We start from the raw sequence: 22,941 nt of genomic DNA, 5'->3' as shown, positions 1-22,941 counted from the left end.
TAAGGTAATCAATTAAAGCCGGATATCAGCTTATAAAAGTGAATTAGATTAACACATACTTAATATTAGTATTCCTTTTTTATTGTCTACTGAACTATTGTGAAATTTCCTGATTCATTTTTAATCCCATCAACCTTTGATTGAATAACGGTTAAGCTTCCATGTGCATCAGCAGAAATAAACAAACCATGTTTTCCATTTACGCCAATTCCATAGCTCTTAACAGTTACACTTTTTATAGTTGTATTGGATAATTCACCAACTTTATCCGGTTCATTTTTGGCAATTACGCTGATGGCATTTGATAAGCTATTTTCAATAATGAGGTTACTGATGGAGACTCCTGAAATATTGCGTTTATCAACACATAATTCCACTGCGGCCCGCCAATCCCATTCATGATCGAAACCACCGCTGGTTTTTATGTAACAACTATCTATTACCGTAGTACCGCTAAAGTTATTATTAACTGTTTTATCCTTATTTTCTGTCGGGAAGGTGGTACTGATCAGAATAGCCGATCCCTGGGATATATCAGTACATACACAATCTTTTACCTGGTTGCTATCACCACCATAAACAGCTATTCCATTTGCCAGAAAAGGCAACTGAGCTGTACAATGAATTATAAGATTATGCCCTGGTGAAAACATTTGTTTATGAAACACCGTGGGCCAAATGGCAAAGCAATCATCGCCCGTTCCACGCGCGGTACAGTTTTCTATGATAGATTGGCTCATGCCCACGCAAAAGTTGATACCATCGGCAATGGTATTTCGCATGCGGCACCCTGTAATTTTCAGGTTTTGAGAGTTTTCAATCCACATCCCTACTTTAGTGTGCTCTATCCAGATATTAGAGATAGTTGAATTTGTACCAAAAGAACCTGTGATACCATCGTTATCCTCCTGGTCGCTCCTGTAATTAAGTTTTCCTGTGATAGCAAAATCCGATAAATGGATATTGCTTCCATTTCCAATTAATCTTACCCGTTTGTTTGCGTTTTTGTACAGCTCAGCATCGCCGACAAGTTCTGTGTACCACATCCCGGCGCCCTGTACTATGATGTTTGGAGGTAGAGTAATATTATCGGTAATTTTATATGTCCCGACTGGAATCCATACCGTTTTTCCAGTCTCAACAGCTTTATTTATACAATTTCTGAAAGCATTTGTATAATCATCAGTAGTGTCATTCTCGCGGAAGCTTTTATCTGTAATGGATAATGCATTATCTGGCATTTTTACCGGAGTTGCAATATTTTCCAAATCAACCAGGTCAATTATACAGTATCCAGCAGCGTCAACGGTGCGGTCATCGCGTTGTATCCTGATATGGTCTCCTTTTCCAATTTTTAAATCTTTTACCCTTATCTCATCATAAAAATGTCTTGGTACCCCGGCGGAGGGATCATTGGTAAAAGGATATTTACCATATAGCCAAGTATAGTGCGAAGAGACCGTAACCTGCTGTATCAGGTTTCCATTCTTATAAATCCCAATAGTGGAGCTTAGCCCTTTACCATCTTTACTATCAGGCAGACTGTACCTGATCACCATGCTATTTGCACTTGAAATGGCATTAAACTCAACATATTGCCCCTTTGTGTTAAGTTTTACGCACTGTTGCCCTGATGATTCTGTTTCAACCAGGTAAGGTTTGTATGCAGGCCCCATAATAGTACCATTTGTTGCCATATGTTCGGCTTCATAAGTAGTCCATGGAATAGCGGCTCCCGGGTTTTCCTGTGCCAGGCTTGTTAATACGCTAAAAAAAAGGATAAGGGCAATACATCTAAACTTAATATTCATGCTTTTCCTGATATAATCAATATATCAAAGAGAGGTGATAAGTGGCGCAAATACTAATCCTCAAATTAAAATATAAAAAAATGCAGGGCCTATTTTATAATAAAAAATTGAAAAACAACTACTTGCATTAAAAGCAAAGAAAAGAAAATATAAACCTTTTATAACAAATAAATGCTGCGTTAAGCAGGCATACAGGGCGGACTATCTTGCAATTATGGTTTTTATTCAGAAGTTTAAATTATGACTTACTGGCTTTCAACCGTTCAAACACTTCGGCAACCTTTATACAACGTTCATTAACTTTTTTTGCCGAAACATCAAGCGTGTAGCCCTCATCCAAAAGTTCCTGGATCAATACTATCTTTTTTATATTCAAATAATCATATTGCCTGTAGGTGGAAGTTTTATCTACAGGCTCAATTATCCCCTTCTCATCCCAATAACGGATTTTTCTTTGGGGCACTCCCGTAATATTAGCTACCTCTCCAATAGCAACAATAACGGATACCAAAAAATCTACATCCATTAAAATGTTTACATCTGCTGTACTTAAACTTTTCTCTTCCATCTGATGATAAAATTGTAATTACATGACAATCTGCGCAACAAAACTACAATTATTGCAGTAGCTTTGTCACGAAGTTACAATCATTATAGGTTAATAACAATTAATATCCTTTTTTATTATGGAAACTGGGTTCAGAAAATGGATCATCGTAATCACTATTATCACTTCAACCATTATTGAATTGATTGATACTACCATAGTTAACGTTTCCATTAATACAATGAGTGGTAATTTAGGCGCTTCGCTGGAAGATACTGCCTGGGTAATTACCTCTTATGCCATAGCCAATGTAATCATTATACCCATGACCAGCTTTTTAGCCGAGAAAATTGGCAGGAAGCAATATTATATTGGTTCTATACTTTTATTTACCCTTGCTTCGGCAATGTGCGGGTTTTCACATAGTTTGTGGGAACTGGTGGCTTTCCGGTTTTTCCAGGGAATTGGCGGGGGTGCATTATTATCTACTTCCCAATCTATCCTATTTGAAACCTTCCCTGTAAAAGAACGCGGAACAGCCAGTGGTATTTTTAGTCTTGGAATTATTATCGGACCATCAATTGGCCCGGTTTTAGGAGGGTATATTGTTGATAATTTGAGCTGGCAATGGATATTTTATGTAAACATTCCAATTGGTGCCATGGCCGCTATATTATCATACATCTACCTAAAACCTACTAAAAGATCGCAAGATAACCGACGAATTGACTGGCTGGGTATTTTCTTACTAGCGGTAGGTGTTGGCTGCTTACAGGTGATACTGGAACGCGGCGAAACGGATGATTGGTTTTCGGCTACCTATATTATTGTATTAACCATTATTGCTACACTGTGTTTAACTATACTGGTTTGGTGGGAGCTGCAAACAGAGTTCCCCGTTATTAATTTACGTGTATTAAAAAGCACTACCCTGTCTATTTCAGCTATAATGACTTTTGTGCTCGGGTTCGGATTATTTAGTGCTGTATTTGTTTTTCCGCTGTATGCACAGCGTATCATCGGCTACTCTGCTTTCCAAACGGGCACCATGCTGCTACCGGGAACTTTAATGGCTGCAATGATATCCCCATTTCTGGGCAAAATGCTGCAAAGCGGTCTTCGTCCGCAGTATTTGATCATTTTAGGGTTTCTATTTTCGGCTATTTTCGGTTTTTTAATGTCAGGATCAAATCTTGACACAGGGAGTGCATACTTTTTTATTCCCTTAATATTCCGCGGTGTGGGTGCAGCGCTACTCATTGTTCCATTAACAGCATTGGCTGTATCAGAGCTTAAACCTTCGGATATACCACAAGGCGCTGCATTAAATAACATGATGCGCCAAATGGGCGGATCATTCGGTATTGCTTTGATCAACACCTATATTGCTCATCGTGCAGCAGCTAATCGGGTAGCATTGATCTCCCATGTCACCACCAGCGATAGTGCCACTAGCTTTAGGATGCAAGCATTTATCAGAAACTTTATGGCACACGGCGCTAACTATTTAAGAGCACTGCAACAGGCAACAGGCGCATTGGAATCAACAGTAGTAAGACAAACTTTTTTAATGAGCTATATGAATGCATTTTTACTGCTGGCTATTATGAACGCTTGTTGTATTCCATTGGTGCTGATGACCATTAAGAAGAAAAAAGCAAACCAGGCGACCTCAAAAGTGGTAATATCAGACCATTAATTCATACAACAAACGCTCCACTCCTTAATCTGCAAATCGTATGTACATACAATTTGCAGATTTTTTTTGAAATTCTGTAAGGAACTATACCTGTTTACGACTATATGGCAATACTGATTATTTAATTAGGCACGGTAATTATATATAGCGTTATATTTTTCAATATATATCCATTATTTTTGAAAGTACACAAAAACAAAACCTTTCATATTCACATAATCAATACATTTTTTACGCATGCCGCAAAGCGTGCATCAAACCGAACAAAAAACAAACATGAAAAAACATTTATCTTTCAAATTGAAAAATGCGTACTTACTTCAGGGTATAGCAATCGCCCTTATCACCGTACTATTAGCTGTACAAAATGCAAGTGCACAAAAAACGCAAACCGCAACTACCGATTCGGCAAAAACACAGGCATTGCTGGCACCGGCGCCAATTGTTAAACCAAGCTATCCGAGAGTTGTGGGCTACCTCAGTTTCATTTTACCGCTTGCTACCTACAATGGCTCTACAACTTATAACTTTTCGCATTCAACAAGCAGCATCGGCTTCCCGGTGGGTATAAACGTTTTATATAGCGACAAATTTGGTTTTAGTTATGAGTTTACCCCTACCGTTAAGGTATCGGGTGGTACCAGCAAAAACAGCAATTTACTGTTTGATCCAGGAACAATGTTTCGCTTTGATCATGGATTTACCATTATTACCCGGCTTGCATTTGAAACACAAGGGCGCTATGGCTTTACCCCTGTATTTAACCAGGTTTACGCCCGCACAAAAGATGTAAATTACTTTGTGGCTTTATCCCTACCAGCAAGATTTGGTGACAGCGAAAGCGCCTCAATTGGATTGAATTTACAAATAGGATTTACTTTTAACTAAGCAAGAACTTTTGTTGTTTGCTGAATAACTCATCCTTTGGTATTTGAACCACTTTCAATTATGGAGGATGAGTTTTTTATAGAAAGCTAAAATATCTCGCCAACATCAATAAATAATCCGTTTGATCCCTGGCGACCAAAACCATAATCAATACTAATGTTTGTATTTGATACTTTATTGAGTTTAATACGCAAACCCGGACCGTAGCCAGGTTGCATGGCTTGTAGTTTAGTACCGGGAGCCGCTGATAATGATTGGCCATTTATGAAAAATGTGCCTCCAATTAAACCATCTTCGGTAATTTTGTAGCGGTATTCACTTTCAACGTATACCATCTGCGCCCCTCTGAATCTACCCTGAATGTATCCGCGGCCTGTAGCAGAGCTTTCATCCCATTGTGTACTGGGAAGATCAATATACGGAGGCCTGCCAGTTAAGGTAAGCCAGTCATAACTCCACAAGGCCAGTACATTGTCTGAGCCGGCCGGAAACCTAAAATATTTACGTACGTCTACTATTAATGATTGCCAGCCGGTTGTACTACCTAAAGCGGTTAAATTATCACGATACTGCAAAGTCATAAATGCCCCCTTAAACGGATTTATCGCATTATCACGTGTATCCAAAAGCGCATTCAAAGTAAACCCTGATGAAATGGAATGTGCCATTTTACCATAAGTGGAATAATCAGATACAGTACCATCCATATTGCCCTTATCAGTCACGTTCCAATGGTCATCAATAATATATCCGGCACCTGCATAAATGTCTCCTGTAATATGTCTTAAAACAGTTTCATAAAACTGAACATAAGAATAATCCATCGGATCTTCATCCTTTATGTTTGAGCCGCTGCCTAACCCAAATGTACTTTGAGGGTAACGGAAAAAACGATAATCGCCAACAAAATTATATTTATTGTCTTTACTCCAAATACTGGTTTGTACCGGCAAAGTAAACTGTCTTCTTTGAGTAATAGACGAGCTTAGCACAATAGTTGATACTCGGGCATTAGGCCCCGTTCTGAAAGCAGCATTTCCGGATACAACAAGTGCAAGTTTTGATACAAGTGTATAACCGATTGCCGGAACAAAGGAAATGGTCGGCTTCGAGGTAATGGAATCAAGCTTTGCCACACGGCTTTTATGAAATGCACGGGCTATAACATCTGAAATATCCTGCTGTTTTATACCATTAACATATTTAGAAGTAGTATCAATCACCGGGGGCATATTAGGTACTACCGGAAAAATAGTAACAGGAACCTGATTACTTACCTGCGCAAAAACCGGCAATGCAAAAAATACCGTAATAATGTATAAACTTATTTTGTAGAAAAACTTCATTGTGCGCCTGCTTAGAAACCTAAGCGCTAACATAAAAGATTAACATCTATTTAACACCCGGTTTTTGTTTGGCGACGAAAGTAATCATTCTGTTACAAATCAACCTAATATAAATCTAATCTGTTTATATATGACAACAGCATGGCAATATTTCAAAAATCATTCAGTTTTTATACTCTTAACCGGGTTCATTAAAGCTGCTTTAACACTTAAATAGGAAACTGTAGCCATGGCAATTATAGCAACTGCTATAAAGGGGATTACAAATAGTGTCCAGCTTATTTCTATGCGGAAGGCATAAGTTTGGAGCCATTGATGAATGGAATACCAGCCTAACGGTGCCGAAATAATAAAGGAGATTAATACCAACTGTGCAAAATCTTTATATAATAATTGCAAAATACTATTTACAGAAGCTCCTAAAACCTTACGAATCCCTATTTCTTTGGTACGCTGAACAATAGTAAACGATACTAACCCGAATAATCCCAAACATGCTACAAAAATGCCAATGCCCGTAAATGCTGCAAATACTTGTCCAAATTGCTTATCGGCATGATATTGCTCGTTAAAGTGCTGATCGAGGAAGAAATAATTAAATTCATCACCAGGGAAAAAAGCGTTCCAGTTCCTTTTTAAGGCGGCTATAGTTTGCGGCAGGTTACCGGTGTTTATTTTTACTGATACCTGCCCCCTTACATCGGGTATGCAGCGGAAAATAACGGCATCAAAAGCATCATGTAATGATTGCTGATGATAATTATCAACTACACCTACAATGGTATAAACCTGCCCCCAAAAGTCTATTTGTTTTCCAATAGCTTGTTCAGGTTTTTCAAAACCCATTTCCTGGGTAGCTTTTACATTAAAAACTACAGCGTGAGGATCAGTAGTAAAATCTTTTGAAAATAGTCGGCCTGTTATCAATTTGGCATTGTAAGCTTTCAAATAATCATAGTCGCCGCCAATAATACGGTATTGTTTGCCCTGCGATTGATCGGTACCTGTCAGTTTAATCCCCCCTGCATTCCATCCAACAGGATCGCCAGGAATTGAGGTAGAAACCGTTACACTTTTAATAGAAGGATCTCTGAGGCTTTCATTCTTAAAGGCACTCATGCTACGATAAAAAGAATCTACATGCGCCAGCGGTTGTTTTATAATCAGCGTTTGATCAATGTTAATGCCTAGTTTTTGCCGCTGCATGTAACTCACCTGCCTGTATACGGTAAGTGAAAAAATGAGCAAAAAAATTGATGCTGCAAATTGAAACACCACCATCCCTTTACGCAGTAATATGCCTTTTGGCGAAGCGGAAAGCTTTCCTTTCATTACCTCTACCGGTTTAAAATTTGAAAGCACAACGGCCGGGTAAAAACCTGAAAAGAATGAGCCCAATAAAAACAAGCAGATTACCGCTATCCAAAAAATAGGCTTTAATAATAAAGTAAGCGTGATATACTGACCTGATATAGCTGAAAAAATGGGCAGGAATAGAATAATCATGATGATGGAAAGTACTATTGCCATGCCATTTAATAGCATAGCTTCCAGCATAAACTGACTCAGCAACTGACCTTTTGCCGAACCTAGTGTTTTGCGGACGCCTACTTCCTTGGCCCTTGTAATGCCTTTGGCTGTAGCCAGGTTAATATAATTTATCCAGGCTATTATAATTACAAATATGGCTATAGCAGCTAATAGGTAAACAGACTTACCATCACCATTTGGCTCAGCCTCCAGCATTAAGTGTGAGTAAAGATGGATGCTTTGTAATGGCTGCAAATAATACTTTGCTCCTTCACCCGATCCTTTATACTGCGCATATATTTTATTTACAAAAGGTACAAATTTGGCTTCCAATGCTTTAGGATCAACACCGGGTTTAAGCAACAGATAGGTTAAACAGCCATCGTTTTCCCAGGCATTATCCAGATCATTTTTGGGACCTACAAACTTCATTAACGTACTGTACGATAATAATAAGTCTGCTTTAAAATGAGTGTTTGCAGGAAAATCTTTCATTACCCCGGTTACTTTTAAAGGATTAACATCCCAGATAAAGGTTTTACCCACTGCATCAACTGTACCAAAGAGTTTTTTGGCCACGGTTTCAGTGATTACTGCACTATTAACATCCTGCAAAGCAGTTTTAGGGTCGCCGCTGATTAATGGGTAACTAAAAATATTGAAAAAGGATTTCCCTGCGAAATAGGTCTTTTCCAGAGTAAGCCGCTGATCTTTATAAACAGCCAATAATGAACCGTTGCCAACTACTTTAACAAAGTCCTCTACTTCGGGAAAATTGTTTTTAAAGGCATTACCCGGAGCAAAAGCTCCCCCGGCCCATTGCGTACTCAGTTTACCATTATTAAATCTATCCTGACTAACACGATATATCCTGTCTTTTTTTGTATGGAAGTTATCAAAACTCAGTTCAAACGATACATATTGTATAATCAGTAAGCCGGCAGCCATCCCGATGGCCAGTCCTGTAATGTTTATAAAGGAGAAAGCCTTATTTTTTGACAGGTTCCTGAATGCTATTAGTAAGTAGTTTTTAATCATGATGCAGGCAATTAGAAACTACTATTAGCTAATATTATGCCGTTTTAATAAAATATTGATTGTCAATATTTTACATAAAATTTAATTTTAAACCTCCGTTCGGATATGTTATAGTTATTGTCCGTTTGCGTACAGTTTCATCGTTCCTAAAAGTTCAAAACAGCTCCCATCCTATCGTTAAATATTTTTTCTAATTGATTATCAATGAATTATAACTTAAATACTAATTAATTAGTAGAAATACTAATCTATTAGTTGCATTACTAATAAATTAGTATCAACTTTATAAAAAAATTCTAAACGTTATGCAAAAACTGGCCAAAAGAGAAGAACAAATTATGCAGGCGGTGTGGCAATTGGGGCATGCCTTTATAAAAGAAATTATAAATGAGATGCCCGATCCTAAGCCACATTATAATACGATTGCTACCATGGTGAAAATATTGGAAGATAAACGTTTCCTTGAACATGAAACCATTGGTAACGTTTTCCGCTATTATCCTGTCATATCAAAAGAGCAGTATCAAAACCACGCCATGACAGATATAGTTAGTCAGTACTTTAATAATTCATACCCAAACATGCTGATGTTTTTTGCCAAAGAACAAAAGATATCAGAAGAAGAATTAAATGAAATAATAAACCTTATTAAATCGCAGAAAAAATGATACCCTACCTTTTACATGTAGCCTTACTGATATCAGTTTGCCTTTTGTTTTATAAGCTGTTGCTGCAAAGGGAAACCTTTTACCGTTTAAACCGCATAGTTTTGGTTTTTTGTTTGGCATTATCATTTGCCTTGCCGCTTATCCCTATTCCACAACAGTGGGCACTACGAGAAACTGCTAAACCAACCATTGTAAAAACTGAGCCCTCAGCTGTTCAACCGCCTGTAGTAGCTGCACCCAAAAATGAAGTTGCCGTGCAGGATATTGCTGTAAAACCAAGCGTTTTTACCGATATAAAAGATACTCCCCCATCAATTGTAAAACAAACATCAACCAGCCCGGATGTGCCGTTTATGCAAAGAGCTATCAAATGGTTGTTTTATTTATACTGGATCGGGGTAGCCGCTTTTGGGCTAAACCTTTTAATGCAAATTGTGGTGCTGCTTTATCAGGCTTATACCAAACCGGCCATACGGGATGGCAAATTTCGTATTGTTGAACTTAGTGGGGATAAAGCTCCCTGCTCTTTCGGTAATAATATTTTTATTAACCCTGAAAAGTACGATTGGGATACCTACAGCCAAATTTTACTACACGAAAAGATCCATATCCAACAAGGTCATAGCTTTGATATTTTAGTTGCCGAGCTGGTTTTGGTAGTGCAATGGTTTAATCCATTTGCATGGCTTTACCGCACCGAGCTTGAAAACAACCTTGAATTTTTAACCGACAGCTCTGTATTGGAGCACAAAGAGGTAGAGCGTGAAAGCTACCAGATGAGCCTTTTAAAGGTATCGGCACCGCACCTTTCCCTTGGGATAACAACCAACTATAATCAATCACTATTAAAAAAGAGAATTGTTATGATGAACGCAAAAAAATCAAACATCCATATTATGTGGAAATACTTTTTCCTGGTGCCTATGCTGGGTGTACTGGCCTGCGTACTGAATGATCCTGCTGCTTATAGCATGACGGCTAAAGCGATAGCTAAAAGTAGCATAAAAGCTAAAAAAGATACAGATAAAGCAACTAATGACCGTACCGAAGGCGCATGGTTTGCCACCATTAAAGGTGATAAAGTACATATAGAATTTAAAAGCGATGACGATGACCGTAACTGGTCGAGCAGTTCAACTTTCCCTATGAGTGAATTTTCGGCTTTGCCAAAAGATCAGAAAGGTGAGTTTACCTTAAAACGTGAAGCTGGTACCGTAGTATTCACCGGTAAATTTGAAGGGGATGAAGGCTATGGTCATTATAAATTTACTGCTGATAAAAGTTTCAATTCGTTTTTAAACAGCCTGGGAATAACCGAAGTTGAGGATGGCGATTCGTTTGCATTCTTTACACTTGACATCAAAAAGGATTATGTGTCGATGCTTCAAAAAAGCGGGTACAAGGATCTTTCAAAACATAACCTGATTTCGATGTCGGCCCTTAGGGTTGATGAAGCATACATTAACATGTGGAAGGCCAATGGCTATAATGATCTTAGCCCCAATGAGCTTGTTTCGGGCAAAGCTTTAGGCATTACCAGCGAATATGTAAGCGAGATCCGTAAGGCTGGTTATAAAGACATCAGCTTTAATCAATTGGTGAGTTTTAAAGCACAAAATATTACCGGTGCCTACATTAACGGTCTGCGTAAAACCAAAATGAAAACCGGGGCAAATACAGGAGAAGAAGTTATGCCGTCAGCAAATGAAATTTCAAGTTATAAGGCCATGAATATCGACTCCAGCTATGTGCATTCGTTGGCTGCTGTAGGTTATAGCAACATCCCTTATCATGAATTAACTACCCTGAAAGCACTCAATATTACAGCGGCTTATATTAAGAGTTTTAAAGAAATTGGCTATACTAACTTAACCGTTAATAGCCTTACTACTTTAAAATCATTAGATATTACGCCTGCATACATTAAAAGTTTTGAGGCTTTGGGATATAAAAACCTGTCGGTAAATAATTTATCATCTTTAAAAGCATTGGGTATCACCGGAGATTATATTAAAGGGTTTGAAGCCATTGGTTACAAAAATCTGACCGTAAATAACCTATCAACTTTAAAATCATTAGGTATTACCGAGGACTATATTAAAGGATTTGAGTCTTTGGGTTACAAAAACCTGTCGGTAAATAACTTGAGTTCATTAAAAGCGCTTGGCATAAATGACGAATATATTAAAAGCTTTGAAGCCATTGGTTATAAAAACATCCCGGTAAATTCACTCAACACCTTAAAAGCATTGGATATTACGCCCGATTTTGTAAAGGGCTTCAAAGACCTTGGTTTTACGGATATCTCCGTCAATCAATTATCATCATTAAAAGCCACCGGTGTTACCCCTGCCTATATCACCGAAATGAGAGGAAAAGGCTTTAACTCAACCGATGTAGAGAAATATGTACGTTTAAAAACAGCCTTTAATTAATGATCTAATCTTTAAAAACGATGAAAAAAATTATCACAACCGGTTTATCAGCAATGCTGCTGTTAACGGTATTTCATAAAGAGGCCGTTTCACAACAACCGCAGCCTCATCCCAAACCTAAAGTTAGCCATCATAACTATAATGGGGATTTTGATGGCCATTTACCCGGCACATGGGATGCCGTTGTAAAAGATGGAGAAGTGAACATTCAATTTTTTGGTGAGCATTGGAGCGATGGCAGGGATTTTACTACAGTAGAACTCGGTACGCTTCCAGCGGATAAAGTTGGTGAATTTAGCCTGACCAGGGAATCGGGCAAATTAAACTTCAAGGGCGTTTTCCAGGATCATTGGGGACATGGAACCTATCAATTTAATGAAAACCCTGCATTTAAATCATACCTGGCCCAAAAGGGCTATAAAGGTTTGGATAATGAGTTAATGCTGAACATTTTCTTTACGGATATCAGTAAAGGTTATTTCGACTACCTGAAAGCAAACGGTTACCCTTCTATTTCAAATGGACAATTAGCAGATCTGGCCCAGCAAAACCTAACTCATAAAGTGCTGGAAGATTATTTTAATCTCTTTAAAACGGAAGGTTACAGCCATCAGTCCATTGATAAAATTGTTGAACTAAGGGAACATGGAGTTGATGCCCGGTTTGTAAACAGTTTTCACCATGCGGGATATAAAAACATTCCACTTGATAAAGCGCTGGAGCTACGCGATCATGGTGTAAATGTTGAATTTATAACCAGCATCCAGAAAATGGGCTACGAAAAAGTATCACTGGACAGAGCGCAAGAGCTCAGGGACCACGGCGTAAACCCGGAGTTTATTGCCGACATGCAAAATATTGGCTATAAAGATATCAGCCTTGAAAAAGCTCAGGAACTACGCGATCATGGTGTTAATCCCGAATTTATAAAAAGTATTAACGAATTAGGATTTAAGGATATTAGCCTTGATCAGGCACAGGAATTAAGAGATCATGGTGTAAATGCTTCGTTTATAAAGAAAGCCCAAAGCAAGGGCATGAACCTTCACACCCTCGACGATTATATTAAATTACGGGATACCGGTTTTAACGACTAATTTTCCAAGAGCCTAAGCGTTGCTTAGGCTCTTTTTTCAAGTTCCATGTAATTGTGCATGTACCCTTCTTTTGCATAAACCCCCATCAAATCACGACAAATATTTGCAATTCTAAGTGCCGATTTACCATTGTTTTGTAATGGTGCCAACCTTTTTAAATCATTAATATCAAAATAGGAATGCACTTTTTTACCGAGTGCCAGGCCAACATACACAACGGTTGAGTATTGAGTAATCAACTCGCTGCAATTAGCAATCATATGATTGGTATTACCTGTACGATAAATTAACGTGCCTGCTGGTGCATACTTTTTAATCTCTGCTTCGGCTCGCTCAAATTTTTCGTTGGGATGCAATTTAAACAGTAGCTTCCTTCCGGCTGCTAATTTTACAGCTTTTTTGATAAACGCGGGCCTGTTTTCATATCTGAATGTTTCGCGCATATCTGTTGTAGCTACCATCACATAATCTTTGTAGGGGAAATCATTCTTTAAAAACTGCTTAATGTTATCGTAGTTAGGAATACCGGTTATTTTTATTTTATTGGCATCGGTGCCTAATTTTATAAACTGTTTTTTATATCCGTCGGAACCGGCACAATACACATCACAAATATTTGATGATCCGTTTAATGATGTTCCGCCACTTAAAATAGGCGGTAATTTTAAAGATCTGACTATGGTACTTAACAGGGTGTATTTATCGGTCATCCCCTCCTGCACCCAAATTGTTTTTACCTGCTGCATTCTTTTGGGGATGTGCAAATCGCTGCAATAAACTACCAGGTCGTATTTATTTTTTTTGGCCTGATAATCAATTTGCAAACCGTGAGACTCCAGATACTTTTCTGAATTGATTTTAAACTGACCAGCCAGAATGGTATTATTTAGTAAAGGAGTATGTTTTATTAATTTATTTATGAAGGGCGAATCGGTAAACAGCTGACTGAACCAACAATCAAACTCTTTCAACTGTTGTGAAATGAGGTGCATTTGAATGGTTTGATTCATTGAACCGGTTATGAATAGTATTTTTTTATCCATAAAGAAATGATGAGGGATTAAATAAGCATTGCAACATTTCAGTTACACAATACTAAGTAAACAAAATCCCCTCATTCAAATTTCACGCAATTGTCAAAATCTACTATTTGACTAATGCAGTACATAAGTCAAAATACATCCAATTTACTTTTGATCTACCTAAAACAAACAGGCCCTCTTGGGTTCAAGAAGGTCTGTTTTATTGATTTGAAACTTTTAATTAGTTTACCGGAATTTGCTGTGAAGGTTTTTGCGCTTCGGCATTTTTAGGCAAAGTGATAATCAATACCCCATCTTCCTGCCTGGCGGTAATCGCATCTACATTAACCTGCCCGTTTAAATTAAGCATCCTTTCGAATGACTTTACAGGATATTCTTGTTTACTGAAATTTGGCAAATTATCTTCATCAACAGTACGAGTACCGCTGATATATAGGATATCATCCTGAACTGAAATTTTTATATTTTCCTTAGCATAGCCAAGTGCATAAACATAAACTTCAAAATTGGTTTCGTTATCTGCTATGTTTAATGGCAGGTTATATTTTGGTCTGCGAAAGTGTTCGCTTCTGAAATGACCGTGTTTTCCGTGTGCATGGCCGCAACCTTGTGCACCCCTTGCTGAATTATGATCTCTAAACATTTTATCTTTCTTTTAATGCGGGCTTTAATGCCCTGCTATTAGTGAAGACGGATAGTTTAGGAAATTACTCTAAAGTTTTTTACTTTTTGGAGGAAGATGATTGTATGGTGTGGAGTTCATTTACCGCCGCTCGCAGCGTTTGCGCCATTCTTCTTTAAAAGTGGTACGATCATTTTCATTCATACCCATCAGCTTCTCCTTTAACAAGTGTTTTGGGTTTCTGCCTTTATCGCCGAAATTAAATCTCCCAAATAATACCCGGCATAAAATCATTAACCCTAGGGCCTGCCCATAATTGATTTTATTTAATTGGGTAACCTGTGGTAAAATGGCATTCCACAAAAACATTACAGCAATACTAAGCAGCAAAAATACGGCTATACAAAAAATCAGATATAAAAACTTTCGCTTCATGCAGCCGGGTATATTAAATATGCCTTAAAAGTATTAATAATCTAAAAATTCATTGTATAATTGTTGCAAACGACTACGTAAATATTTTACGGCATAACCTTTTCGCGATATAATAGTTTTCAGGTTTTCGCCGGTTTCATCAGCAATTTGCTGTAAGGTTTTATCTTCCAGTTCGTTCCAAACAAAAACTTCACGCTGCTTTTGGGGCAATTCATCCAGCGCTGCAAATAATTCATCCCAAAACAATTCCTTTAAATATAGCGATTCGGGATCATTTTCATCTGTTAATAAAATATCCGCAAAATTAAAATCATCCTCTTCGTTATCATAATCAACCAGGTCATCAATTAATTGCTCGGTATTTTTCCGGTTTCGGTCAATTATCTTGTTACGGGCCACCCTAAATAACCAACCCTTTAAATGGTCAATATCATCGGTATCGGTTATATTGCTTAGTTGAACCCAAACATCCTGCAAAATATCTTCGGCATCAGCTTCGGTCGTAACCTTTCCACGTATAAAGTTAAAAAGTCCTTTACCATAGTCGCCAACTGCTTTTATTATATTTTTTGTTTTTTGCGTCATTCTTTAATTGCCCTTCATTAAAGAAGACGATTGGCGAATGAATTTACTTTAAGTATTTTTAGTGTTAATGAAATAGGTATTTTTAGCAGAAATAATTGCCTATGTTTTTTATATTTTCAAAACTGTTGTTAATTTTCATTTTACCACTTACGTGGATCCTGGCCTGTTTAATAGCCGGACTAATCATAAAAAAACCAAAACTTAAACGCCGCTTAATACTTGCTTCGGTCCTACTACTCATTATTTTCACCAATCCTTTTTTATTTGATCAGTTTGTAAGTGTATGGGATATTCAGCCTGTTCCCTTAAAAAGTACAGGGCAATACAGTTGTGTTATTGTTTTAGGCGGATTTGCCGGGGAAAATTCTAACGGGCAAGGTCAGTTTAATTCTGCTTCTGACAGATTTATTGAAGGTTTAAAATTGATTACCACCCGCAAAGCATCGCATATCCTTATTTCGGGCGGAAACGGGAGTTTACTACCGGGAACTTTCAGGGAAAGTGATTGGGTAAAAAAGCAACTGCTGTTAATGAATGTACCTGACAGCGGCATCATAACAGAAAATAAAAGCCGCAATACTATAGAAAATGCTGCATTCAGCAAAGTACTGCTTAACAATCGTCACTTACAACAGCCCTATATTTTGGTTACGTCCGCATTTCACATGAGGCGCTCATTGGGGATCTTTAAAAGAGCTGGCATAGCAGTAGTTCCATACCCTTGCAATTATTTAAAGGGTAACGGGGGATTTTCTTTTGGGGAATTTATACCAGACGCAATTGTACTTAGTAACTGGAATATTTATACCAAAGAAGTTGTTGGAACTATAGTAAATTACATCCGATAGCGGATTCAGTTAATCAATGGTTTCTATTTCTGCTTAATTTAGGTATTTTGGCTGCGTTAAAATTATAAACAATCCATCGTTATAAAATGACTTATTGCTTAGGGATAAAGGTTAAAGAAGGCTTACTGGCAATTGCAGATACCCGCATAACTACGGGCACTGATACCACCGTTAAAAAGAAGATTACTATAGAGCAGAAAGACAACTTTTCACTTTTTATTATGACCAGCGGGCTGCGTTCTGTAAGGGATAAAGCATTGGTGTATTTTAATGAATTGATGGAAACCAAGGAGTTTAACAAGCTTTATAAAGCAGTAAATGCTTTTGGCGAACAAATAAAAAGAGTTGCTCAGGAAGACAAGGCATCACTAGAGAAGGCCGGCTTTAAGTTTGATTTGAATACCATCATCGGTGGGCAGTTAAAGGATGATGAAGAACATAAGTTATTTTTACTGTACCCGGAAGGGAACTGGGTTGAACTTGGCCAAGGTGCGCCTTATGTAATTATTGGTAATTCTGGACATGGAAAAGCAATATTGAACCGGATACTGGATGAAGACTCGAGTTTAAAATTATCGCTTAAAACTGGCTTCCTTTCTTTTGACTCTACCAGGGTAAGTTCAAATAATGTTGATTTTCCAATTGACGTAGCCTTATATCGTAAAGATAGTTTTCATATTATTGAAAAGCGATACGAGAAAAAAGATCTGGAATATATCTCCACCCAATGGGACGAGGAGCTAAGAGCCGCACTGGAACACATATCAGAAGACTGGATGGATGATGCCTTTAAACAGTTAGATTAGCTTGAACTAATTAAGTAACCGTTGTAAGGATTATAAAAGTTTTAATTCCTTTAAACATTAATAGCCATAAAGCTATTACATCATTTATAATCAATAGATAAAGCAACGCATGAAATTTAATGTATTTACTGAAATGGAATATATTGCCCGTTCGCCGGGCACTATCATACTTAATATTCATGCGTTAAGAACCCCACATCAAACGGTTATCAGTGAAATATTTGACATTGAACCGTATATAAAGGTTGAGGAATTAATATCAACCCAAAATGAAAACCGCTTAATGCGTTTTGAAATTGAGGAGGCGGGTACCATCAAAGTAACGTATAAGGCAGTTATTGACAATTTTTGCGAGATAAAGGATTTTACTGATATTGAAGAGATCCCAATAGCCAAAATGGAAAGTTCCGTTTTGCCTTATTTATATCCTAGCCGGTATTGCCAATCTGATAAATTATACCGGCTGGCGAACAATCTGTTTGGGCATATTGAAAACCCTTTTGAAAAGGTTATTACCTTAACCGACTGGATCCATAAAAATGTACAATACTTAAGCGGATCAACCAATTCGCAAACTTCGGCGTTTGATACCGTTACCGAACAGGCTGGTGTATGCCGTGATTTTGCCCATTTGGGCATTGCTTTATGCCGGGCCTTAACCATACCGGCAAGGTATTTTACCGGATACGCCTATCATTTAAAACCAGCTGATTTCCACGCCTGTTTTGAAGCCTATATCGGGACGGATTGGGTTTTATTTGATGCCACCAGGTTAGTGCCGCTTAACGGGCTGATTAAAATAGCATCAGGCAGGGATGCTGCGGATACTGCAATAGCCAATATTTTTGGCAATGTTATTTTTACCTCAATGATAGTAAGCTGTGAACTGGAAGAGAGCGGATTTGAACCTTTTTATTATGAACAGCCCCAATTAAGGGGCCTATCATATTTATAACCAACAGAGTTATTGTTTTATGGAGATCAGATGAAATATTTGACGCCGCGGGCAGATTCGAACTGCCGTAAAGGGTTTTGCAGACTCCCACCTATCCTCTCGGTCACGCGACTTTATAAAAAACTATTTAATCACTTATTCATCGGGACCGGAGGGTTGGGTAACCTATCTTTCTCTGCAATGCAGAGCAGGAGTTAGCACCTTTTACGAGAGTAGTTTTATTCTACTCAGGACAGGTTGCTAAGACTTCACAGGGCCTTTTCCCTCAGTCTTTCTGGATAAGTGAAATAAAGAACGATTTGTTGATACAAACATAAGAATAAAATCTATTAATTCTATAGATTTTATATAATTAATTAAAAAAAATAAATAAATTATCTATATATCAGATGATTATTTTTTTCAATAGGTAACTTTAACATCTATTTCCCGAAATGTACCAGGTGTGCCACGTGTACCGAGTGGCACAGTGGCACACTAATATAAATATCTAAATCAGGCGGGTTTAACCGGGCTTCCTGTCCAATCTGTTCCGGGCGAAAGGCGTTCACCTTTCATTACCAATGATAATGCTTCAATATTGGTATCGTCGCCAAGCTCGCTATCATACAAAATAATGGTACCCGCTCCAATACTGGCCCTCGCTCCTATTTTTACTGAGCCAACTTTCATTACACGGTCTTCAAACAGGTGCGTTTGCGGGCCGCAGTCGGCATTAAGAGCAGCATCGTCACAAATAGTTACCATGTCAAATTCGGTGATATCGGTAGTATTCAGAAACACTCTTTTCCCTATTTTCACCCCCAGCAGTCGCATAAAAATGGGTAACCACGGGGTTCCTTGTAGGTATTCCAGTAAAAAAGGGATGGATAATGCTTCGTAGGTAGATGTAATGGCTTCACTCCGCCAAACATTCCAGCTCCACATGGGGCGCTGCTTGGGCTTGTATTTACCAATAAAGGCCCATTTTAAAAATACAGTAAGTAAAAATGCCGGTATCCCCATATAAAACAGGTAATAGAACGGGAAGTAAAGGATGATCTTCCACAGCGGCTCATCCACCACCAGATCGTGCCCATAAGCAATGAAAAGGATGGAACAGCAAATGATAGCACTTTCCGGAAGGATGATCCTGATAAACTCTACAATGCTTCGGGCCAGCTTCCTGCTAAAATTAGGATGAATAGTTAACTCAGGAGGGAATGGGTTACTTTCCTGCCTGCGGGGTAAGGGAATAGCCGGTGAGCCAAACCAATCACGAGCGCTGTTAGCCGCCATCTGCGCCTGATCTGGCGGGGTTGACAACACACCGATAAGCATATTGCTATTTAAATGATATCCTTGTGGTATAAGGGCGCTGTTACCCACAAAGCTATTGTTTTCGATAGTAGTATTATCAAGGATCAGTTGCTGGGCACGAACATCTGCCTCACCGAGGGTAACTGCATCGGCTACAAAAGCACCATCCCCAATTTGCAATAACGGATGCGTAACGCTACTTGCTGTTGAAATTTCAGTATCCTTCCCAATTTTGGCCCCCAAGGCCCTAAAGAAACTTGCCACATATACTGTAGCGTAAATAGGATGCAATACAATTAGACTTAATGACATTAACTGATCAGCAAACCATTTACGTACATAAAACATACTATAAATGGGGTATTTGCCTGGCTTTATATTTAGTTGAAGTAAACGTGTTAAAATCACTGTCTCTGTTGCAAAAAGTATAATATATACTAAAGCCAGTAAAGGTGCGCTTATCATATAAGTAAAGTCATAATCGCCAGCAGCATTATCCAGTTTATTTATGGTGATAATAGTAGGCAATAAGGGTAGCAGAATAATGAAAGGGAAAACCATGATCGATAAAATAAAGATCATTTTATATTTTCGCCGGGTATAAGTTGATACCGTGAGCGGCTGCGGTAAATCTTCAATATTCTTCTTTTCTTTTAATTGTGCCGGGCTTCCCTGCCATACTTCTCCTGCACCAATGGTTTTACCAGCTTGTAAAAAACTCAAATCCTGTAACTCACTCCACTCCGCCATATTAGCATCGCCGGCAATAATAGAGCTACTACCAATATAAGCGTGATCACCCAATGTAATCGTTCTAAGCTTTAGCATGCCATCTTCAACAAAAGCATTGTTTAAGCTTGTTTTAGAGCTGATACTTACATCGCCGCCTATGGTTATCAAGTCTTCGGCACCAAAAGTAAAATCGCTGATTTGTGCGTCGGATGCAATTTTCATCCCCAGTAAACGTAAATAAGCCGGGTAAAGCGGTGTTCCATTTAAAAACTGTGCAGGCAACAGGCGTTGCATAGTTTTAACAAACCACCACCTGAAATAGTAAGTACCCCATAAAGGATAATCCCCTTCTTTCATTTTTCCTATAACCAGCCATTTGGTACTAATGCACAAAATGGTAAATATGGGCGGTATTAATGAAAACAGAGCCAATGAGGTAATGATGGAGTAAAGCACATTGCTGGTTTCCTGATCAACATAATAATACCCCAGGTACGGAATAAAGATCTGGAAGGCAAACAACCCGTATATAACAAGCAATGCAACAGTTTGAGCGGCCCAGCAAGCTATATGCCTTAAAACTGGGATTTTGTTAAAAATACGCTTGGGCTTTGCTTTAGCTTCTGCCCGGGTACTCCAAACCTCAATTAAGTTACTCAACGGGCGATTAATGTATACGTCTTTCAATGAGGCATTGGGTAAACCAGCATCACGCCTTAATTGTGAAACAAACCCTGCAGCTAATAATGAGTGTCCACCTAGGTCAGTAAAAAAGTCCATTGAAGGGTCAATTGCCCTGTTAGGAAATGTTTTGTGCAAAACGGCCATTATCCTGTCGGCCATTGGAGCATTAAGGTCTAATGTTTCAGCAGCCGAATTCACGTCAAACATTAAGGAATCCGGGATTGGGAGTGCTTTACGGTTGATTTTACCACTTGGCATACGCGGCATCTCAGGCAATACCATTATAGTACTTGGAATCATGTAAGAAGGTAATCCTTTTGAAAGTTCAGCCCTGAAAACATTCTCCTCAATACAAGCAAGCCCTTCAGTAACTACATAACCAACCAGATGCTCTTGTCCTGTGGTATCTTTTTTTACAGCTACTGCTGCAGAACGCACCCCTGCAATAGCATTTAATTTTGATTCAATTTCCCCTAGCTCAATACGGTAGCCGCGAAGTTTAATCTGGTCATCAAGGCGACCATGCATATCAACGCTCCCATCTTTATTAACAACAGCAATATCACCTGTACGATAAACGGTATTACCCGGCAACTGGTTAAGTGAGACAGGCTTTGTTATAAATTTCTCTTTGGTAAGTTGTGGTAACTTCACATATCCAGATGATACTCCGGGACCAGTTATTACCAACTCCCCTGCTTCACCTACAGGCACCAGATTCATCGACTCATCCACAACGGCCAGGTTATAATTAGGCAAGGGTTGCCCGATTATAATAGGATCGCCTGATTTTAATGGAGCCATAGTTGCTGTAACCGTAGTTTCGGTAGGGCCATAGCTATTAAAAAACAGAATCCCTTCTTTGGCCCATTTAGCAAGCACTTGCGGTGTACATGCCTCGCCCCCGGCATTTACCAGGCGTAGTGATGGCAAACTATCTTCCATTACTGCCAACAAACTCGGCACGGCGTGTAAAATGGTTATGTTTTCTTTTTTTAAAGTGTCTGATAACTCATCAATAGCTTTGGAGGTAGTATTATCAGCCACCCACAAAGTAGCCCCCACAAAATAGCTGATCCAGGTTTCTTCACACCACATATCAAACGAAACGGAGAAGCCCTGGTAAACTTTGTCGGTCTCTTTAATCTGCAAAATTGTTTGTTCAGATCGTACCAAATGGCAAATCTGTTTATGACTTATCGGAATACCCTTGGGCTTCCCTGTACTTCCCGATGTATATAAAACATAGGCACAATCATCAGGCGATGGGCCAACTTTTAAACGTTGGATCTCTGCCTTAAAATCATCTCCCGGCGCGGGAGCCAGAGGCGCTGTAAGCATTGGGCAATTCACATTTAATTGCTGCATACTAAAGCAACCGGCTGCACCTACTTCCTGCAAAATAACTTCTACACGTTCTGCGGGTATTTCTCTATCCACTGGCACATAAGCTGCACCAGACTTGGCGATACCTAAAATGATGGCATGTAATTCTAACCCACGTTGCCACCAAACACCAACACTGGCATTACGACCTATGCCCTTTTGGTTTAAATACAAAGCAATGGCATCACTCCATTTATCTAACTCTGTATAAGTTAAACTTTGGTCGTGGAAAATAAGAGCGGTTTTATATGTAAATTGCTCTGCCGATCTGGAAAACAATAAGGGCAGGGTTTCTTCTTTTATCAGGTCCGGACGATCAGCGCCAAGAACAATGCTTAATTCATTCATAAAATAATACTTCAATCCGGCAGAATCTGGCTTCTATTTGGTTAATTATGTTTACGCCCAATTCTACAAATTGTTTGTATACTTTAGATAAATAAAATAACATTAGTTTAAACAAGCCTATATTTATTTCATAAACACC

Annotated in this window: 17 protein-coding genes, 1 tRNA gene and 1 riboswitch; of the genes, 8 read left to right on the top strand and 10 right to left on the bottom strand. The window is 38.6% G+C overall.

What is annotated here, in order from left to right; genetic code table 11:
* Positions 1 to 86 precede the first annotated feature (86 nt).
* The gene (locus JN11_RS01920) at positions 87 to 1,811 is read right to left on the bottom strand and encodes a glycosyl hydrolase family 28-related protein (protein WP_144909082.1); all 1,725 of its coding nucleotides are present in this window, start codon (positions 1,809 to 1,811) and stop codon (positions 87 to 89) included.
* Positions 1,812 to 2,049: 238 nt separating this feature from the next.
* On the bottom strand, positions 2,050 to 2,379 hold the full coding sequence (locus tag JN11_RS01915) for a MerR family transcriptional regulator (RefSeq protein ID WP_144909080.1): 330 nt from the start codon (positions 2,377 to 2,379) through the stop codon (positions 2,050 to 2,052).
* Positions 2,380 to 2,497: 118 nt separating this feature from the next.
* Between JN11_RS01915 and JN11_RS01910 the strand changes: the two genes are divergently transcribed.
* The gene (locus JN11_RS01910) at positions 2,498 to 4,057 is read left to right on the top strand and encodes a DHA2 family efflux MFS transporter permease subunit (protein WP_211360615.1); all 1,560 of its coding nucleotides are present in this window, start codon (positions 2,498 to 2,500) and stop codon (positions 4,055 to 4,057) included.
* Between the two features lie 276 nt (positions 4,058 to 4,333).
* A complete protein-coding gene (locus JN11_RS01905) occupies positions 4,334 to 4,945 on the top strand; it encodes a hypothetical protein (protein WP_144909076.1) in 612 nt (203 codons plus the stop codon).
* An 86-nt stretch (positions 4,946 to 5,031) separates the two neighbouring features.
* Here JN11_RS01905 and JN11_RS01900 read toward each other — a convergent pair whose 3' ends face one another.
* On the bottom strand, positions 5,032 to 6,291 hold the full coding sequence (locus JN11_RS01900; protein WP_144909075.1) for a BamA/TamA family outer membrane protein: 1,260 nt from the start codon (positions 6,289 to 6,291) through the stop codon (positions 5,032 to 5,034).
* Between the two features lie 159 nt (positions 6,292 to 6,450).
* Positions 6,451 to 8,859 carry an ABC transporter permease gene (locus JN11_RS01895; protein WP_144909073.1) on the bottom strand — a complete coding sequence of 803 codons (2,409 nt, stop codon included), beginning with the start codon at positions 8,857 to 8,859 and terminating at the stop codon, positions 6,451 to 6,453.
* Positions 8,860 to 9,164: 305 nt separating this feature from the next.
* Here JN11_RS01895 and JN11_RS01890 point away from each other — a divergent pair, with 305 nt between their 5' ends.
* From JN11_RS01890 to JN11_RS01880, 3 genes are read left to right on the top strand one after another with little or no spacing between them, the layout of a single operon-like run.
* A complete protein-coding gene (locus JN11_RS01890; protein WP_144909071.1) occupies positions 9,165 to 9,527 on the top strand; it encodes a BlaI/MecI/CopY family transcriptional regulator in 363 nt (120 codons plus the stop codon).
* Complete coding sequence (locus JN11_RS01885) at positions 9,524 to 11,962, top strand: M56 family metallopeptidase (RefSeq protein ID WP_144909069.1); 2,439 nt, start codon at positions 9,524 to 9,526, stop codon at positions 11,960 to 11,962. Before JN11_RS01890 ends, JN11_RS01885 begins: the two co-directional genes overlap by 4 nt.
* Positions 11,963 to 11,982: 20 nt before the next feature.
* Positions 11,983 to 13,059, top strand: a complete 1,077-nt coding sequence (locus JN11_RS01880; protein WP_144909067.1) for a hypothetical protein — start codon at positions 11,983 to 11,985, stop codon at positions 13,057 to 13,059.
* Positions 13,060 to 13,082: 23 nt separating this feature from the next.
* On the opposite strand, the gene JN11_RS01875 is transcribed toward JN11_RS01880, so the two are convergent.
* The 4 genes from JN11_RS01875 to JN11_RS01860 form a co-directional block, all read right to left on the bottom strand.
* Positions 13,083 to 14,102 (bottom strand): UDP-N-acetyl glucosamine 2-epimerase, encoded by a 1,020-nt coding sequence (locus tag JN11_RS01875; RefSeq protein WP_144909065.1) that lies wholly within the window; start codon positions 14,100 to 14,102, stop codon positions 13,083 to 13,085.
* A 220-nt stretch (positions 14,103 to 14,322) separates the two neighbouring features.
* Positions 14,323 to 14,745 (bottom strand): Hsp20/alpha crystallin family protein, encoded by a 423-nt coding sequence (locus JN11_RS01870; RefSeq protein ID WP_144909063.1) that lies wholly within the window; start codon positions 14,743 to 14,745, stop codon positions 14,323 to 14,325.
* A gap of 120 nt (positions 14,746 to 14,865) precedes the next feature.
* Positions 14,866 to 15,159, bottom strand: coding sequence for a hypothetical protein (locus JN11_RS01865; RefSeq protein WP_144909060.1), 294 nt, complete (start codon positions 15,157 to 15,159; stop codon positions 14,866 to 14,868).
* A gap of 33 nt (positions 15,160 to 15,192) precedes the next feature.
* The gene (locus tag JN11_RS01860) at positions 15,193 to 15,744 is read right to left on the bottom strand and encodes an RNA polymerase sigma factor (RefSeq protein WP_144909058.1); all 552 of its coding nucleotides are present in this window, start codon (positions 15,742 to 15,744) and stop codon (positions 15,193 to 15,195) included.
* Positions 15,745 to 15,845: 101 nt separating this feature from the next.
* Between JN11_RS01860 and JN11_RS01855 the strand changes: the two genes are divergently transcribed.
* The 3 genes from JN11_RS01855 (at position 15,846) to JN11_RS01845 (ending at position 18,353) form a co-directional block, all read left to right on the top strand.
* Entirely contained in the window at positions 15,846 to 16,592 is a 747-nt protein-coding gene (locus tag JN11_RS01855) for a YdcF family protein (protein WP_144909056.1), read from the top strand.
* 86 nt (positions 16,593 to 16,678) lie between these two features.
* The gene (locus JN11_RS01850; RefSeq protein WP_144909054.1) at positions 16,679 to 17,398 is read left to right on the top strand and encodes a peptidase; all 720 of its coding nucleotides are present in this window, start codon (positions 16,679 to 16,681) and stop codon (positions 17,396 to 17,398) included.
* A 109-nt stretch (positions 17,399 to 17,507) separates the two neighbouring features.
* Positions 17,508 to 18,353, top strand: a complete 846-nt coding sequence (locus JN11_RS01845) for a transglutaminase-like domain-containing protein (protein WP_144909053.1) — start codon at positions 17,508 to 17,510, stop codon at positions 18,351 to 18,353.
* A gap of 42 nt (positions 18,354 to 18,395) precedes the next feature.
* Here the strand turns inward: JN11_RS01845 and JN11_RS24320 are convergent.
* Both JN11_RS24320 and JN11_RS01840 read right to left on the bottom strand, forming a co-directional pair.
* Positions 18,396 to 18,466: transfer RNA gene (locus JN11_RS24320), tRNA-Cys, on the bottom strand.
* 49 nt (positions 18,467 to 18,515) lie between these two features.
* Positions 18,516 to 18,638: riboswitch (SAM riboswitch) on the bottom strand.
* 210 nt (positions 18,639 to 18,848) lie between these two features.
* The gene (locus JN11_RS01840; protein ID WP_144909051.1) at positions 18,849 to 22,802 is read right to left on the bottom strand and encodes a Pls/PosA family non-ribosomal peptide synthetase; all 3,954 of its coding nucleotides are present in this window, start codon (positions 22,800 to 22,802) and stop codon (positions 18,849 to 18,851) included.
* Between the last annotated feature and the right edge of the window lie 139 nt (positions 22,803 to 22,941).

This window comes from Mucilaginibacter frigoritolerans, assembly GCF_007830615.1.
Classification (GTDB): domain Bacteria; phylum Bacteroidota; class Bacteroidia; order Sphingobacteriales; family Sphingobacteriaceae; genus Mucilaginibacter; species Mucilaginibacter frigoritolerans.
Note: the sequence above shows the minus strand (reverse complement) of the source record. Positions and strands in the feature narration are given on the sequence as shown.